A 16,023-nucleotide genomic window follows, 5' to 3' on the forward strand; every position below is an offset into this window, starting at 1 on the left:
ATGACGGTGTGATGCAGGCGGCCCCCGGCGCCAAGACGGCAGAGACCTCCGCAGCCCGCGAGCCGGTGCTGCGGATCACCAACGGCTCGAAAATCTATGGCGGCGTCCACGCCATCGAGGGCGTCAATTTCGACCTCTATCCCGGCGAGGTGCATGCGCTGGTCGGCGAGAACGGCGCCGGCAAATCGACGCTGTGCAAGGCGATCGCGGGCGCGATCCAGCTCACCTCCGGCGACTATCTGCTCGACGGCAAGCCGACCGGTTTCGAGCAGCCGCGCGACGCGCTCAATGCCGGCATCTGCATGGTCTATCAGGAGACCAGCCTGGTGCCGACCATGACCGCCGCGCAGAATATCGAGCTCGGCAACGAGAAGCTGCTGACCCGGTTCCGCACCCTGAACATCCAGGCCCAGCAGCTGTTGCAGTCGCTCAACTTCCACGTCGATTCGGCAACGCCAGTGGCGCTGCTCGGCACCGCCAAGAAGCAGATGGTGGAGATCGCGCGCGCGATCTACAACAAGGCGCGCATCATCATCTTCGACGAGCCGACCGCGTCGCTGACGCCGGAGGAGATCGTCCATTTCTTCCATCTGGTGCGTGACCTGCGCGCCCGCGGCGTCTCGATCATCTACATCTCGCATGCGCTGGAGGAGTCGCTGCAAATCGCCGACCGCATCACCGTGCTGCGCGACGGCAAGCTGGTGATCACGGCGCCGGCCAAACAGCTCACCCGCGACGCGCTGGTGCAGCACATGGTCGGGCGCGAGGTGGCGCAGGCGGTCTATGGCGGCAAGGCGAAAACCCATCAGCGCCGCGAGAAGGTGCTGACGGTCGAGAACGTCACCATGGGCATGGCGGTCAAGAACATGTCGTTCTCGGTCTATGCCGGCGAGGTGGTCGGCATCGCCGGCCTGATTGGCTCCGGCCGCACCGAGATCGCCAAGATCATCTACGGCGCGCTGAAGCGCAATTTGGTCAATGGCGGCACCATCCGGCTGCGCGGAAAGCCGATCCGCTACCGCGTGCCGCGGCAGGCGATCAATGACGGCATCGCCTACATCACCGAGGACCGCAAGGCCAACGGCTTCTTCGAGACCATGGTGGTCGACGACAACGTCTATATCGGCAGCCTCGCCACCGGAAAAGGCTGGAGCTTCCTGCTGTCGCGCGCGCGGCGCAGCAAGCTCGCCAGCTACTGGGTCGATCGGCTCAAGATCAGCGCATTGCAGCGCAAGGCCAGGATCATCGAGCTCTCCGGCGGCAACCAGCAGAAGGTGGTGCTGGCCAAGACGCTGGTGCAGGACCCCTCGATCATCATCTTCGACGAGCCGACGCGCGGCGTCGACGTCGGCACCATCCCGCACATCCACGGCGAAATCCGCCGTCTCGCCGACGAGGGCAAGGCGGTGGTGGTGATCTCCTCCTACCTGCCGGAGATCCTCGCGGTCTCCGACCGCATCCTGGTCGCCCGCACCGGCCGCATCGTCGCCGAGTTCGATGCGGCGGATGCGACGCAGGACAAGATCCTGTACGCCGCGGTGCATTGAGGGCGCAGTGGGTACGTCCTCGGCGTAGGGCGGATCAGCGCAACGCGATCCGCCACCTTGCCACGCCTTCGACGGGCAAATCAGCAGCAACAAGTTCGGTGTCGTCCCGGCGCAGGCCGGGACCCATAACCACAGATTGTCATTGTTGTACGTTGCTGGAACGACGAGTCCCGTCGACAACATCTGCTGCGGCGTATGGGTCCCGGCCTGCGCCGGGACGACAGCGTGGGGTGCAGCGCCAACTCCCTTGACAATTATTTTAAGTATAAAATATTATCCCTTGTCGGCTCCAGGGGGAATGTGCCTCGTCCGCAACCCCGATCCGCCGAAGCCAACGGGAGAACGCCATGCGTATCGTTTGCATTGGAGGCGGGCCGGCCGGGCTTTATTTCGGCATCCTGATGAAGATGCTGGATCCCGCGAACGTCATTTCGGTGGTCGAGCGCAACCGGCCTTACGACACCTTCGGCTTCGGCGTGGTGTTTTCAGATGCGACCATGGACAACATGCGCAAATGGGATCCGGTCACCGCTGACACGATCGAGCAGGCCTTCAACCATTGGGATGACATCGAGGTCCTGATCAAGGGCCGGCGCATGCGCACCACCGGTCACGGCTTCGTCGGCATCGGCCGCAAGCGGCTGCTCAACATCCTGCAGGCGCGGGCCGAGGAGCTTGGTGTCGAATTGATCTTCGAGCGCGAGGTGAATTCCGATCTCGAATTTCCCGACGCCGACCTCATCGTGGCGTGCGACGGCGTCAATTCGAAGGTGCGCGTCAAATATGCCGAGACGTTTCAGCCCGACATGCTGATGCGGCCGAACCGCTATATCTGGCTCGGCACCGTCAGGCCGTTCGACGCCTTCACCTTCGACTTCCGCAAGACCGAGCACGGCTGGTTCCAGGCGCACATCTACAAGTTCGAGGAGGGCGCGGCGACCTTCATCGTCGAGACCACCGAGGAGGCCTATCTCGCCCACGGTCTCGACAAGATGGAGCAGGGCGACTCGATCGCGTTCTGCGAGAATGTGTTCGCGGAAATCCTCGAGGGGCATCATCTGGTCTCCAACGCGCGGCATCTGCGCGGCTCGGCCTGGCTGTCATTCCCCAGGCTGATCTGTGACAAATGGACCGCGTTCAACGGCAACAGCCATGTCGTGCTGATGGGCGATGCCGCCCACACCGCGCATTTCGCGATCGGCTCGGGAACCAAGCTCGCGCTGGAGGATGCGATCGAGCTCACCAACCAGTTCAAGATCCACGGCGCGACGCGGGACAGCATTCCCGCGGTGCTCAAGGCCTACGAGGAGCTGCGCCGGGTCGACGTGGCGCGGATCCAGAACGCCGCGCGCAACGCGATGGAATGGTTCGAGGTGGTCGGCTCGCGCTATGCCGACACGCTGGAGCCGGAGCAGTTTATGTATTCGCTGCTGACTCGCTCGCAGCGCATCAGCCACGAGAACCTGCGGCTGCGCGACAAGACCTGGCTCGAGGGGTATGAGCGCTGGTTCGCGGAGCGCAGCGGCGTGGCCGCGACCAACGACCGCGTCACGCCGCCGATGCTGACGCCGTTCCACATCCGCGGCCTGTCGCTTCACAACCGGATCATCGTCTCGCCGATGGCGATGTATTCGGCGGAGGAGGGCGTGCCGACCGACTTCCATTTGGTGCATTTCGGCTCCCGCGCGCTCGGCGGCGCCGGCCTTCTCTTTACTGAGATGACCTGCGTCTCGCCGGAGGCGCGGATCACGCCCGGCTGCTGCGGTCTCTGGAACGACGCGCAGGCGGCGGCCTACAAGCGCATCGTCGACTTCGTGCACCAGAATTCGCAAGCCAGGATCGGCATCCAGCTCGGCCATGCCGGCCGCAAGGGCTCAACGCGCGTCGCCTGGGAAGGCATGGACGAAGCGCTGCCGGACCACAACTGGCCGCTGGTGTCGGCTTCGTCGGTGCCTTATCTGCCCGACGGCCAGATCCCGGAGCCGATGAGCCGCGCCGAGATGGACGAGGTGCGCGACCAGTTCGTCGCGGCGGCACGGCGCGCTGCGGCCGCCGGCTTCGATATCCTGGAGCTGCACTGCGCGCACGGCTATCTGCTGTCGAGCTTCCTGTCGCCGCTGACCAACCGCCGCACCGACGACTATGGCGGATCGATCGAGAACCGCGCGCGTTATCCGCTGGAGGTGTTCCGCGCCGTCCGCGCGGTGTGGCCGGAGGACAAGCCGATGTCAGTCCGTCTGTCGTGTCACGACTGGGCCGAGGGCGGCAACACGCCCGAGGATGCACTGGCCTTCGCCAAGCTGTTCAAGGAGGTGGGAGCCGACCTGATCGACTGCTCCTCGGGGCAGGTCTGGGCCGACGACCATCCGGTCTATGGCCGGCTTTACCAGACCCCATTCGCCGACAAGATCCGCAACGAGGTCGGCATCGCCACCATCGCGGTCGGCGCGATCTCGGAGGCCGATCACGCCAACTCGATCATCGCCGCCGGCCGCGCCGATCTCTGCGCCATCGCGCGGCCGCATCTCGCCGACGCCGCTTGGACGCTGCATGAGGCCGCGAAGATCGGCGTCAAGCAGATTGCCTGGCCGAAGCAGTATCTGTCGGGCAAGTCGCAATACGAGGCCAATCTCGAACGCGCGGCCGCGGGAGTGAAGGCATGATGAGGTTCTGGTCCAACGCACATGCGCTGGTGACCGGTGCCGGTTCCGGCATCGGCGCCGCGACGGCAATCGCGCTGGCAAAAGCCGGCGTGCGCGTCAGCATTGCCGGACGGCGGATCGACGCGCTGAAGGCGACCGCGGCATCGCTCGACAAGCAGACAGGCGCCGCCGTTTCGATTGACGTGACTGATCAAGCCGCGGTGAGCAAGGGTGTCGCGCAGATCGAGGCTGAGGCGGGGCCGATCGATATTCTCGTCAACAATGCCGGCAAGGCCGCGAGCGCGCCGTTCGACAAGACTGGCGCGGCGCTGTGGACCGACATGCTGGCGAGCAACCTCTCCAGCGTGTTCCTGGTGACGCATGCCGTGTTGCCCGGCATGGCGCAACGCGGCCGCGGGCGGGTGATCAACGTCGCCTCGACCGCGGGCCTCACCGGCTATGCCTACGTCTCCGCCTATGTCGCGGCCAAGCACGGCGTCATCGGCCTGACGCGCTCGCTGGCGCTGGAATATGCACGGCGCGGCGTCACCGTGAATGCGGTCTGCCCCGGCTACACCGATACGCCGCTGGTGGCGGATGCCGCCGCGAACATCGTCGCCAAGACCGGCCGCAGCGCGCAGGAGGCGCGCGCCGCGCTTGCCAAGGTCAATCCGATGCAGCGGCTGGTGACGCCGGAGGAGGTCGCCGACGCCATCCTCTGGCTTGCCGCCGAGGGCGCATCGTCAATCAACGGACAAGCCGTCGCGGTCGCCGGCGGCGAAGTCCTTACCGGGTGAAGGAACACGTCATGTCCGAGATGAAAGCAAAGCTCCGGCCGTTCAAGGATTATCCCGCAAAGCACTTCCGCTGGCAGGTCGATGCGAGCGGCCGTGTCGCGACCATCACGCTGAACCGGCCGGACAAGAAGAACCCGCTGACGTTCGAGTCCTATGAGGAGCTGCGCGATCTCTTCACCAACCTCAAATATGCCTCCGATGTCCGCGCCATCGTGCTGACCGGCGCCGAGGGCAATTTCTGCTCCGGCGGCGATGTGTTCGAGATCATCGAGCCATTGACGCGGATGGCGATGCCGGACCTGCTCGCCTTCACGCGGATGACCGGCGAGGTGGTGCGCGCGATGCGCAAATGCCCGCAGATCATCGTCGCCGCGATCGACGGCATCTGCGCCGGGGCCGGCGCGATGCTGGCGCTGGCATCCGACCTGCGGCTGGCGACGCCGCAGGCCAAGACCGCGTTCCTGTTCACCCGCGTCGGCCTTGCCGGCGCCGACATGGGCGCGTGCGGGTTGCTGCCGCGCGTGATCGGGCAGGGCCATGCGGCCGACCTGCTCTACACCGGGCGTGCGATGAGGGCCGAGGAAGGTTTTGCGTGGGGCTTCCACAACCGCCTGGTGCCGCCGGCGGAGCTCGCCGGTGCCGCGCAAGACCTGGCGCGCTCGCTCGCGGATGGGCCGTGGTTCGCGCATGGCGTGACCAAGACGATGTTCAACCAGGAATGGGCGATGGGCGTCGACGAGATGATCGAGTCGGAAGCGCAGGCGCAGGCGATCTGCATGGTCACCGGCGATTTCCGCCGCGCCTTCGAGGCGTTCGCCGCCAAGCAGAAACCGGCCTTCGAGGGCAATTGAGATGATCGAGATCCTGCAACCGGAAGGATGGGCCAAGCCGATCGGCTACGCCAACGGCATGGCCGCGCGCGGCAAACAGCTCTTCATCGCGGGCCAGATCGGCTGGAACGGACAATGCGTGTTCGAGACCGACGATCTCGTCGCGCAGATCGGCCAGACCTTGCGCAACATCGTCGCGGTCGCCGCCGCCGGCGGGGCCGGGCCCGAGCACATCGTGTCGATGACCTGGTACTTGCTCGACCGCAAGGAATATTCGGCGCGGCTGAAGGAGATCGGCACGGTCTATCGCGACATTATTGGCCGGCGCTTTCCGGCGATGACCGCGATCCAGGTTGCCGGCCTGATCGAGGATCGCGCCAAGGTGGAAATCCAGGCGATTGCGGTGGTGCCGGAGTGACGGGAATGCGCTCCTACCAGTTTCGTCATCCTGAGGTGCGAGCCTTGCGGCGCACTTGCGCCGCTGGGCGAGCCTCGAAGGATGAACGGCCCCGCTGGTGGCCCGTCGACCCTTCGAGACGCGCGTTCCGCGCTCCTCAGGGTGACGGGGATAAATTGGAGTTCGCTGAAGTAATGTTAAGCCTAAGCCCAATCATCGCGGGCGCGCCCAAGTCCCAGACGACAAACCTGCTTGCGGCCGGGCGAGCGGGCATGCGACCCTAGGCCAAAGCGTAAAAGCGTCCTGTTGTGAGTGGAGGTGAGGACGATGAAGGCGATTATCGTCGGAGGCGGAATCGGAGGCCTCACCACTGCGCTGATGCTGCGCTCGCGCGGTATCAGTTGCGAGCTGTACGAGCAGTCCGAGACGATCCGCGAGCTCGGCGTCGGCATCAACACATTGCCGCATGCGATCCGCGAGCTGGCGGGGCTTGGCTTGCTCGACAAGCTCGACGAGGTGGCGATCCGCACCTATGAGCTGTTCTATCTGACGCGACATGGCCAGCAGGTCTGGCACGAGAAGCGTGGGCTCGATGCCGGCCACGACGTGCCGCAATTCTCGATCCATCGCGGCCGCCTGCAAAGCGTAGTCCATCAGGCCGTGGTCGATCGGCTCGGCGCGGATGCGATCCACACCGGCTGCCGGCTCGGCTCCTTCACCCAGGATGAGGGCGGCGTCTCGGCCTATTTCTTCGACCGCAGCGGCGCCCATGTGCATACGGCGCGCGGCGACATCCTGATCGGCGCCGACGGCATCCACTCAAAAGTGCGGCAGACGCTGTTTCCGGACGAGGGCGGGCCGTGCTGGAACGGCCTGATGCTGTGGCGCGGCGCGACCGACTGGCCGGCGTTCCTGACCGGGCGCTCGATGATCATCGCCGGCGGGCTGAACGCCAAGGCCGTAATCTATCCGATCGCGCCGGGCTCGAGCCCGGCAAGCCGCCTCACCAACTGGGCGGTGCTGGTGCGGATCGGCGACGGCACCTCGCCGCCGCCGCGCCGCGAGGGCTGGTCCAATCTCGGCCGGCGCGACGAGATGATGCCCTATGTCACGAGCTTCACGATCCCGCAGGTCGACTTCACCGGACTGATCAACGCGACGCCGGAATTCTGGGAGTATCCGTGCTGCGACCGCGATCCCTTGCCGTATTGGTCGAGCGGCCGCGTCACGCTGCTCGGCGACGCCGCGCATCCGATGTATCCGGTCGGCTCGAACGGCGCATCGCAGGCCATTCTCGATGCGCGCTGCCTGGCCGACATGCTGGCGCGATCGGAGCATCCGCGGCAGGCGCTGGCGGCCTATGAGCGGCAGCGGCTGCCGATGACCGCCGACATCGTCGCCTCCAACCGCCGCGGCGGGCCAGAAGGCGTGATCGACGCAGTAGAGCAGCTCGCGCCGCAGGGCTTTACCGACGTCGACACCATTCTCAACTATGAAGCCCGCGAGGCGATCGTGCGCGGCTATGCCGCCAAGGCCGGCTTTGCCGCGCGCGTGGTGGCGCGGCAGTAGGAGGCAAGGTAGTCATATCCACGTCATTGCGAGCGAAGCGAAGCAATCCATCGCTCGCATGTGCGGTGGAATGCATTGTTTCGTCGCTTCGCTCCTCGCAGTGACGGAGTAAACTACGCCGGCGGCGGCAGGAAGTGGATGTTGTGCTCGGCGGCGAGCCGCACCACGTCATCCGGGTTCTGCTCCTTCATGTTGTGGATCGCCCAGAACAGGTCGTAGAGCCTCCGCGTCGGCGACACCCAGAACAGCGTCTTGGCCGGCTGCTGCGACTTGTTGAAGATGCCGTGCGGCTTGCCCATCGGCAGGCGCACCAGATCGCCAGGAGTTGCGGATTCGTCGGCGCCGTCGAGCATGAAGTCGAGCTTGCCCTCGAGGATGTAGAGGTACTCGTCCTGGTCGGGGTGGATATGCGGAGGAACGAAGGTGCCCGGCGGGAAGGTGGCGTGCCAGGAGAATGAATGCTCGGTGCGGCTCTTCGGGACGTAGGTCTGGCCGAGGATGCTCCAGGATATGCCCTGGATGCCTTCATTGGCGCGGGTGATGCCGGCGATCTCGTCTTTCATCGTCATGTCTCTTGATCTCCATTTGACGCGTTTTCTTCACGCGAACCGGTACCCACTTCGCTCGAAAACGCTTTGAGTGCCTTACTTGGCGGCGCAGTCCTTGGCGTAGCGATCGCCATAATTCGAGAACACCTTCTCGACGATCTCGGTCTGGAATTTGCCGTCCGGGCGCTTCGCGACCTTGGTGAGGTAGAAATCCTGGATCGGATAGCCGTTGTTGCTGAACTTGAAGTCACCGCGCAGCGAGGTGAAGTCGGCCTTCTTCAACGCGGCCGCGACCGCGTCCTTATTGGAGAGGTCGCCCTTCACGGCCTTGACCGCGCTGTCGATCAACAGCGCCGCATCATAGGCCTGCATGGCGTAGGTGCCGGGCACGCCGTTGTAGGTCGCCTCATAGGCGGCGACGAACTTCTTGCTTTGGGGATTGTCGAGGTTCGGGGCCCAGTTCGCCCCGCCGAACATGCCGACCGCTGCGTCCTGCTGCGCGGGCAGGGTGGATTCATCGACGGTGAAGGCGGAGAGCACCGGCACGGTGGCGCCAGCCTGCTTGTACTGCTTCACGAGATTGACGCCCATGCCGCCCGGCATGAAGGTGAACAGCGCGTCCGGCTTCTGCGCGGCGATCTTGGAGAGTTCAGGCTGGAAATCCAGCGTGTTCAGCGGCGTGTAGGATTCCTCTGTTATCTCGCCCATGTAGTCGAGCTTGAAGCCGGCGACGGAATCGCGGCCGGCCTGATAATTCGGCACCAGGAGGTAAACGCGCTTGTAGCCGCGGTCCTGCGCCACCTTGCCGAGGATCTCGTGCACCTGGTCGTTCTGGTACGACGTGACATAGAAGAACGGGTTGCACTCCTTGCCGGCGTAGCTGGAGGGGCCGGCATTCGGGCTGATCAGGAAGGTCTTGCTGTCGGTGACCGGGCGGTGGATCGCCTGCAGGATGTTGGAGAAGATCGGGCCGACCACGAAATCGACCTTGTCGCGCTCGAGCAGGCCGCGCACCTTGACCACCGCGCCGTCGGGCTTCAGTTCGTCATCGGCGTTGACGATCTCGACATCGCGGCCGGCCATCTTGCCGCCGAGGTCCTTGATCGCGAGCGCAAAGCCGTCGCGGACCTGCTGGCCGAGCGCCGCGGCCGGGCCCGACGTTGTGACCAGCACGCCGATCTTGATCTTCTCCTGCGCGGTCGCCGGGGTGACGGCGACACCCAGCAGCGCCGCCAATCCCGCGAGCTTCGTCAATTGTTTCATGTCTCTCCCCCGACCACTGCTTTGATGTTTCGGCTTCGGCCCAATTGGCCTCAGCTTAGTCTGACGCGCGCAACCGCTGCAAGCGATGTGGCATCGCGTCAGGGCGATCGTCGCGCATCATGCAGGCGCTGCCCATGCAAGCGCCGCGCCAATTGCTTGAAGTATAAAGAAATTGCAGGATTGCCCAGACGGATCAGGCACGATTCGCAATTGTCCTTGCGGGACGCCGCGAATTGCTTGAAGCTCAAAACAATTGGTCCGACCGGAACCCGCCGCGGAGGCACGATCGCCGCATGATCCTCGATTCCGAAACCAAAGCCGTCGAACTGCCCGACGATCACGGCACCGAGCTGCGGCTGTGGCTGCGCCTCTTGACCTGCACCACGCTGATCGAAGGCGAGGTGCGCAGCCGGCTGCGCGAGAAGTTCGACGTCACGCTGCCGCGCTTCGACCTGATGGCCCAGCTCGACAAGGTGTCCGACGGCATGACGCTGTCGGACCTGTCGAAGCGGATGATGGTATCGAACGGCAACGTCACCGGGCTGGTCGAGCGCCTGGTTGAATCAGGCCATCTCGATCGCCGCACCTCGGAGACGGACCGCCGCGTGCAGTTCATCCGGCTCACAAAACTCGGCCGCGCCGAATTCCGCAAGATGGCCGCCGAGCACGAGAAGTGGATCGCCGATATCTTCGGCGATCTCTCGCCGAAGGATATCCGCGAACTGATGCGGCTGCTCGCCAAGGCCAAGGGCTCGGCGCAGCGCTCCGCCAAGGCGAGGAGCGCTTAAGCCGTGACTGAGGTCGATTACGAGGTCGAATACAACAACCGGGCGCGGGTGCCGGAAAATCCGGCGCTTATGGCCGGCTGGGCGAGGGACTCCGCGGCCTATCGCGAGCAGCATCCGCCGCGGCGGCTGACCTATGGTCCGGGCAGCCGCAACGTCATCGACCTGTTCGAAGGCGATCGTGACGGGCCGCTCGTGGTCTTCATCCATGGCGGCTACTGGCAGGTGCTCGACGGCTCGTCATCGAGCCACTGCGCGCGAGGGCTCAACGGCCACGGCATCAGCGTCGCGGTGCCGAGCTACGATCTTTGCCCCAATGTCACGGTCGGCGACATCATCGGCGAGATGCGCGCGGCGTGCCGCGAACTGGCCAGGCTCGGGCGGCCGCTGGTCGTGTCGGGACACTCCGCAGGCGGACATCTTGCCGCATGCATGCTCGCGACCGATTGGCCGGCCTATGATGCGTCGCTGCCGAAGGACCTGGTCAGGGCTGCTTACGCGATCTCCGGCCTGTTCGAGCTTGAGCCATTGGTCGGCACCTCCATCAACAAGGCGCTTGGCCTCGACCGCGCCGCAGCACGGGCGTCGAGCCCGCTGTTCTGGGCGCCGCCTGCCGGCGCAACGCTCGATGCCGTCGTCGGCGGCGCCGAGAGCGCGGAATATCACCGGCAGAGCCGGACCGTCGTCGATGTCTGGGGCAAAGCGGGCGTTGCAACGCGGTTCGGCGTTGTGCCCGACGCCAATCATTTCACCGCGATCGCGCCGCTCGCCGACCCGGGCTCGGCGATGGTCGCGCGGTTGAAGCAGCTTACGCAAATCTGAGGTTGTGAAGGATCGGCCGGCGATTGCCCCGCGATTTCCACCCTTGCGCCGAATTATTTTAAGTATAAAATGATTGGCGGTTGGAACGCTGCCGGGCGTCCTCGATATGTTGGTCTTCTCGATATTGGTCTTGGCCTTTCTGGATGGAAAGCGAGGGGCGATCGAATGTCAGGTGAATTTCCCGGGCTCGGCCCATCCGGGCATGTCGACGATTTCGCACGGCGCAACCTGCCGCCATCAGAGCAATGGCCGCAGCTCGTGCTCGACCGGCCCGAATTCAAATATCCCGACTATCTCAACGCCGCGGTCGAGCTGACCGACCGCATCGTCGCGCAGGGGATGGGCGATCGCATCGCGCTGATCGGCAACGGCCGCCAGCGCACCTACAAGGAACTGACCGATTGGTCGAACCGCCTGGCGCACGCGCTGGTGGAGAATTACGGCGTCAAGCCCGGCAATCGCGTGCTGATCCGCTCGGGCAACAACCCGGCGCTGGTCGCGGCCTGGCTCGCGGCGACCAAGGCCGGTGCCGTCGTCGTCAACACCATGCCGATGCTGCGCGCCGGCGAATTGGCCAAGATCGTCGACAAGGCCGAGATCTCGCTGGCGCTGACCGACAGCCGCATCGCGGATGAACTGGTGGCCTGCGCCAAGACCAGCAAATTCCTCAAGCAGGTCGTCAATTTCGACGGCACGCAGAACCACGACGCCGAGCTCGACCGGATCGCGCTGAACAAGCCGGTCAAGTTCGATGCGGTGAAGACCGGCCGCGACGACGTTGCGCTACTGGGCTTCACGTCGGGCACGACGGGCGAGCCCAAGGCGACCATGCACTTTCACCGCGATCTCCTGATCGTTGCCGACGGCTATGCGAAGGAAGTGCTCAAGGTCACACCCGACGACGTGTTCGTCGGCTCGCCGCCGCTTGCGTTTACGTTCGGCCTCGGGGGGCTCGCGATCTTCCCGCTGCGCTTCGGCGCCACCGCGACGCTGCTGGAGAATGCGGCGCCGAGCGAGATGATCCGGATCATCGAAACCTACAAGGCGACGATCTGCTTTACCGCGCCCACCGCCTATCGCGCGATGATGGCCGCGATGGACAAGGGCGCCGATCTGTCGTCGCTGCGGCTCGCCGTCTCGGCCGGCGAGACGCTGCCCGCGCCGGTGTTCGAGAGCTGGACCAGGAAGACCGGCAAGCCGATCCTCGACGGCATCGGCAGCACCGAGCTGCTGCACATCTTCATCACCAACCGCACCGGCAGCGCCGTCGGCGGCTCCACGGGCACGCCTGTCTCGGGATACGAGGCCAAGATCGTCGACGAGGACATGAACGAGCTGCCGGCGGGCCAGGTCGGCAAGCTGGCGGTGCGTGGTCCGACCGGCTGCCGCTATCTCGCCGACTCCCGGCAGACCAAATATGTCCGCGACGGATGGAACATCACCGGCGATGCCTTCGTCCGCGACGAGAACGGCCGGCTGTCGTTCGTGGCGCGGGCCGACGACATGATCATCTCGGCGGGCTACAACATCGCCGGTCCCGAGGTCGAGGCCGCGCTGCTCGGCCATCCCGATGTGGCGGAGTGCGCCGTGATCGGCGCACCCGACGAGGAGCGGGGGCAGATCGTCTCGGCGTTCATCGTGCTGAAGCAGGGCGCGCGCTGCGACGAGGTCGAGGTCAAGCTGCTTCAGGATCACGTCAAGGCGACGATCGCGCCGTACAAATATCCGCGCGCGATCGCCTTCGTCGAGGCGCTGCCGAAGACCCAGACCGGGAAGATCCAGCGCTTCAAGCTACGCGAAGCAAGCTGAGCGGGGACGACGGCCTTTGGCCGTCGCTCAAGAGATCAACAAGAGATCACCAAGCGATCAATGCGCCGCGCCGCCGCCGGCGGCGTTCTTCGGCTTGCCGGTCAGGAGGATCGCGATCGCGGCGAATACCAGCACGATGCCGATCACGGCAAAGGTGTCGCTGAAACCAAGCACCAGAGCCTGGCGCTTCACGATATTGCCGAGCGCCACGATCGCCTGGTGATGCGCGGTCGCCGGATCGGAGATGCCGTGGCTGAGGAAGTAGTTGGTGACCTCGGCGATCCGGGTGCGCACCTCCTCGCGGCCGAGGTCGACCGACTGGCCGATGATGTTGGAGTGGAATTGCTCGCGTTTGGTGACGATGGTGGCGAGCAGCGCCGTGCCGATCGCGCCGCCGAGGTTGCGCATCATGTTGGAGATGCCGGAGGCCGCCGCGGCATCCTGCGGCGCGACGCTGCCGAGGCTGACGGCGGACAGTGGCGCCAGCATGATCGCCTGGCCGACCGCACGGACGATGTTCGGGACGAAGAACTGGTCGCCAGAGTAATCGAGCGACATCGCGATGTTCATGAAGGACGAGACCGCGAACAGGATCATGCCGGTGAAGGCGATGAAGCGCGGATCGAAACGCTGCATCAGCTTCGGCACCAGCGGGATCAGGATCAGCTGCGGCAGGCCGGTCCAGGCCAGCACCTGGCCGATCTGCTCGGCGTTGTAGCGCTGCACCTGGCCGAGATAGGCCGGCAGCAGGTACACCGAGCCGAACAGCGCGAAGCCGACGAAAACCGCCGAGATGGTGCCGAAGCCGAAGCTGCGCTGGGTCAGGAGGCGCAGCCGGATCAGCGGCTTTTCGACGACGAGCTCGATCCAGACGAACAGAGTGAGGCTGACGGCGGCGATCACCGCGAGCTTGACGATGAAGGGCGAGCCGAACCAGTCGTTCTTGTTGCCTTCCTCGAGCACGGCCTGCAGCGACGATAGGCCGATCGCCATCGTGACGATGCCGAGCCAGTCGCCCTCACGGAGCAGATGCAGCTGCATCGGCTGACGTTCCAGCGTGAAATAGAGCGTGATGACCATCACCGCGGTCGGGATCACGTTGACGAAGAAGATGGTCTGCCAGCCGTAATTCTCGGTGAGGTAGCCGCCGATTGTCGGTCCGATCGCGGGGGCGAAGGTCACGGCGAGCGCGAACATGGCAAGGCCGACCGGCTGCTGGGCCTTCGGCAGCTTGGTGAAAACAAGCGTGAAGGCCATCGGGATCAGCACGCCGCCAAAGAAGCCCTGCAGGCCACGCATCGCGATCATCGACGGCAGGTCGTGGGTGAAGGCACAGGCGACCGAGAAGATCGCGAACAGGGTGGCGAAGCCAATGATGATCTTGCGGAAGGAAAACACCCGGCTGAGATAGTCGGTCAGCGGGATCACCACGATCTCGCCGATCAGATAGGAGGTCGAGATCCAGGAGCCGTTGTCGACGCCGGTTCCGATGCCGCCCTCGATGTTGAGCAGCGAGGCGTTGGTGATCTGGATGTTGAGGATCGCCATGAAGGCGCCGATCATGGCGGCGACGATGGAAATCCAGACCGCCATGCTGGCGCGGTTGGGATCTGCCGCTGCGGCTGCCGCGCGGGGCGCAGCAGCCGGGGAGGAGAGCGCGAGGTCGGACATGACATCACCTATTTGAATGCGGCGACAGCGAGCTTGGGAGAGGCGCTGGAGCGCGGCGCCTCGCCGGGTTGCGACAAGGTTGCGATGGTCGGGATGACCGACATGCCGGGCCGCAATTCGACCGCGGTCGCATCGAGCGCGATCTTCACCGGGATGCGCTGCACCACCTTGGTGAAGTTGCCGGTCGCATTGTCTGGCGGCAGCAGCGCGAACTCCTGGCCGCTGGCGGGCGCGAGACTGTCGACATGGCCGCGCACCACCTGTCCCGGGAACATGTCGACCGCGATCTCGACCGGCTGACCCTTGCGGACATTGGTGAGCTGCGTCTCCTTGTAGTTCGCGATCACATAGGCGCCGGTGGCGGGCACCAGCGACATCAGCTGCGTGCCGGCCTGGACGAACTGGCCGGTGCGCAGCGTGCGGTTGCCGACCACGCCGTCGATCGGGGCTGATATGGTGGTGTAGCCGAGGTTCAGCTCGGCCTGATGCTGGAGCGCGGTTGCGCGCGCCTGCGCCGCGACCGCCTGGGCAATGTCGGCCTTGAGCAACTCGACCTGGCGGAGCGCGGAGGCGAGGTTTGCGGTATCGCGCGCGACGGCGGCCTGTGCGCTGGCGTAGCGCGACTGCGCCTGCTGCGCGTTCTGCACGCTGCCGAAGCCGGTGCCGGCGAGGTCGGTGTAGCGCTTGTTCTCCTGCTCGGCGAAGGTCTGCGTCGCGGTGTCCACGGCGAGGGTCGCGCGTGCCGCTTCGATCACCGACTGCTGCACATCGAGCTGCGCATGCTTGCTGGCGATCGCGGCTTCGGCTGCCGCGACGTCAGCCTTGGCCTGATCCAGCGCGACCCTGAAATCGCGATCGTCGATCCGCGCCAGCATCTGGCCGGCGCGCACATGCTCATTGTCGCCCACCAGCACCGCGCTGAGATAGCCGGAGACTTTTGGTGCGATCGTCGTGTTATCGGCCTTCACATAGGCGTCGTCGGTCGAGACCTGGAAGCGGCCGACGGTCCAGTAGTCCCAACCGTACCAGGCTCCGCCCGCGAGCATGGCGAGCGCCGCGCCGGCCAGCAGCAGGCGGCGAAGCCTGCCCTTGGCGGCGGGCGGTTTGGCGGCTTCCGGGTTGGCGATCAATTGCTTGGCGGTCTCGGCCGGAACCTGGCTCTCGGCCCTGAATGACGTCTCATGCTGGCTCATGGCGGTGCTCCTGATCCGTCTATCCTTTTGGAAAGTCTTGCCAATTCCGGCCGACGTCCGCGAGATTAATTAGGAAACTTGATGTTTTCCAAAATAAAGCCCATATTGGGAGTGTCAATAGAATGACAGGCATCATTTAAAAGCATGGCT

Annotated in this window: 13 protein-coding genes; 9 read left to right on the plus strand and 4 right to left on the minus strand. The window is 65.1% G+C overall.

The features are described 5' to 3' along the window. Positions 1-11 precede the first annotated feature (11 nt). The 6 genes from QA639_RS16700 to QA639_RS16725 all read left to right on the plus strand — a co-directional run bounded on the left by QA639_RS16700 (position 12) and on the right by QA639_RS16725 (position 7,782). A complete protein-coding gene (locus QA639_RS16700; protein WP_283090591.1) occupies positions 12-1,547 on the plus strand; it encodes a sugar ABC transporter ATP-binding protein in 1,536 nt (511 codons plus the stop codon). A 347-nt stretch (positions 1,548-1,894) separates the two neighbouring features. Next, positions 1,895-4,210 (plus strand): bifunctional salicylyl-CoA 5-hydroxylase/oxidoreductase, encoded by a 2,316-nt coding sequence (locus tag QA639_RS16705; protein ID WP_283090250.1) that lies wholly within the window; start codon positions 1,895-1,897, stop codon positions 4,208-4,210. Further along, positions 4,207-4,986: an SDR family NAD(P)-dependent oxidoreductase gene (locus QA639_RS16710; RefSeq protein WP_283090251.1), complete on the plus strand. Its 780-nt coding sequence runs from the start codon at positions 4,207-4,209 to the stop codon at positions 4,984-4,986. The genes QA639_RS16705 and QA639_RS16710 overlap by 4 nt, the downstream gene beginning before the upstream one ends. 11 nt (positions 4,987-4,997) lie before the next feature. Beyond that, complete coding sequence (locus QA639_RS16715; protein ID WP_283090252.1) at positions 4,998-5,837, plus strand: enoyl-CoA hydratase family protein; 840 nt, start codon at positions 4,998-5,000, stop codon at positions 5,835-5,837. A gap of 1 nt (position 5,838) precedes the next feature. Then, a complete protein-coding gene (locus QA639_RS16720; protein WP_016845838.1) occupies positions 5,839-6,234 on the plus strand; it encodes a RidA family protein in 396 nt (131 codons plus the stop codon). Between the two features lie 306 nt (positions 6,235-6,540). Beyond that, positions 6,541-7,782, plus strand: coding sequence for a flavin-dependent oxidoreductase (locus QA639_RS16725; protein ID WP_283090253.1), 1,242 nt, complete (start codon positions 6,541-6,543; stop codon positions 7,780-7,782). A 113-nt stretch (positions 7,783-7,895) separates the two neighbouring features. Here the strand turns inward: QA639_RS16725 and QA639_RS16730 are convergent, their stop codons facing one another. Then, entirely contained in the window at positions 7,896-8,345 is a 450-nt protein-coding gene (locus QA639_RS16730; protein WP_283090592.1) for a cupin domain-containing protein, read from the minus strand. Positions 8,346-8,426: 81 nt separating this feature from the next. Continuing rightward, positions 8,427-9,593 (minus strand): ABC transporter substrate-binding protein, encoded by a 1,167-nt coding sequence (locus QA639_RS16735; RefSeq protein WP_283090254.1) that lies wholly within the window; start codon positions 9,591-9,593, stop codon positions 8,427-8,429. A 293-nt stretch (positions 9,594-9,886) separates the two neighbouring features. On the opposite strand from QA639_RS16735, the gene QA639_RS16740 reads away from it, so the two are divergent. The 3 genes from QA639_RS16740 (at position 9,887) to QA639_RS16750 (ending at position 13,009) form a co-directional block, all read left to right on the plus strand. Beyond that, positions 9,887-10,381 (plus strand): MarR family winged helix-turn-helix transcriptional regulator, encoded by a 495-nt coding sequence (locus tag QA639_RS16740; RefSeq protein ID WP_016845834.1) that lies wholly within the window; start codon positions 9,887-9,889, stop codon positions 10,379-10,381. Positions 10,382-10,384: 3 nt separating this feature from the next. Next, positions 10,385-11,200, plus strand: a complete 816-nt coding sequence (locus QA639_RS16745; protein WP_283090255.1) for an alpha/beta hydrolase — start codon at positions 10,385-10,387, stop codon at positions 11,198-11,200. A 165-nt stretch (positions 11,201-11,365) separates the two neighbouring features. Further along, positions 11,366-13,009: a benzoate-CoA ligase family protein gene (locus QA639_RS16750; protein WP_283090256.1), complete on the plus strand. Its 1,644-nt coding sequence runs from the start codon at positions 11,366-11,368 to the stop codon at positions 13,007-13,009. A 57-nt stretch (positions 13,010-13,066) separates the two neighbouring features. Here QA639_RS16750 and QA639_RS16755 read toward each other — a convergent pair whose 3' ends face one another. Next, entirely contained in the window at positions 13,067-14,602 is a 1,536-nt protein-coding gene (locus QA639_RS16755; RefSeq protein WP_157346105.1) for a DHA2 family efflux MFS transporter permease subunit, read from the minus strand. Positions 14,603-14,688: 86 nt separating this feature from the next. Then, entirely contained in the window at positions 14,689-15,873 is a 1,185-nt protein-coding gene (locus QA639_RS16760; RefSeq protein WP_283090257.1) for an HlyD family secretion protein, read from the minus strand. Between the last annotated feature and the right edge of the window lie 150 nt (positions 15,874-16,023).

Origin of the sequence: Bradyrhizobium pachyrhizi (assembly GCF_029714545.1) — a bacterium.
Classification (GTDB): Bacteria; Pseudomonadota; Alphaproteobacteria; order Rhizobiales; family Xanthobacteraceae; genus Bradyrhizobium; species Bradyrhizobium pachyrhizi.

Excerpts from the sequence above, each read along its gene's own strand:
- QA639_RS16700 (WP_283090591.1), top strand. The coding sequence starts at position 12 with ATGCAGGCGGCCCCCGGCGCCAAGACGGCAGAGACCTCCGCAGCCCGC.
- QA639_RS16705 (WP_283090250.1), top strand. The coding sequence starts at position 1,895 with ATGCGTATCGTTTGCATTGGAGGCGGGCCGGCCGGGCTTTATTTCGGC.
- QA639_RS16710 (WP_283090251.1), top strand. The coding sequence starts at position 4,207 with ATGATGAGGTTCTGGTCCAACGCACATGCGCTGGTGACCGGTGCCGGT.
- QA639_RS16715 (WP_283090252.1), top strand. The coding sequence starts at position 4,998 with ATGTCCGAGATGAAAGCAAAGCTCCGGCCGTTCAAGGATTATCCCGCA.
- QA639_RS16720 (WP_016845838.1), top strand. The coding sequence starts at position 5,839 with ATGATCGAGATCCTGCAACCGGAAGGATGGGCCAAGCCGATCGGCTAC.
- QA639_RS16725 (WP_283090253.1), top strand. The coding sequence starts at position 6,541 with ATGAAGGCGATTATCGTCGGAGGCGGAATCGGAGGCCTCACCACTGCG.
- QA639_RS16730 (WP_283090592.1), bottom strand. The coding sequence starts at position 8,345 with ATGAAAGACGAGATCGCCGGCATCACCCGCGCCAATGAAGGCATCCAG.
- QA639_RS16735 (WP_283090254.1), bottom strand. The coding sequence starts at position 9,593 with ATGAAACAATTGACGAAGCTCGCGGGATTGGCGGCGCTGCTGGGTGTC.
- QA639_RS16740 (WP_016845834.1), top strand. The coding sequence starts at position 9,887 with ATGATCCTCGATTCCGAAACCAAAGCCGTCGAACTGCCCGACGATCAC.
- QA639_RS16750 (WP_283090256.1), top strand. The coding sequence starts at position 11,366 with ATGTCAGGTGAATTTCCCGGGCTCGGCCCATCCGGGCATGTCGACGAT.
- QA639_RS16755 (WP_157346105.1), bottom strand. The coding sequence starts at position 14,602 with ATGGCGGTCTGGATTTCCATCGTCGCCGCCATGATCGGCGCCTTCATG.
- QA639_RS16760 (WP_283090257.1), bottom strand. The coding sequence starts at position 15,873 with ATGAGCCAGCATGAGACGTCATTCAGGGCCGAGAGCCAGGTTCCGGCC.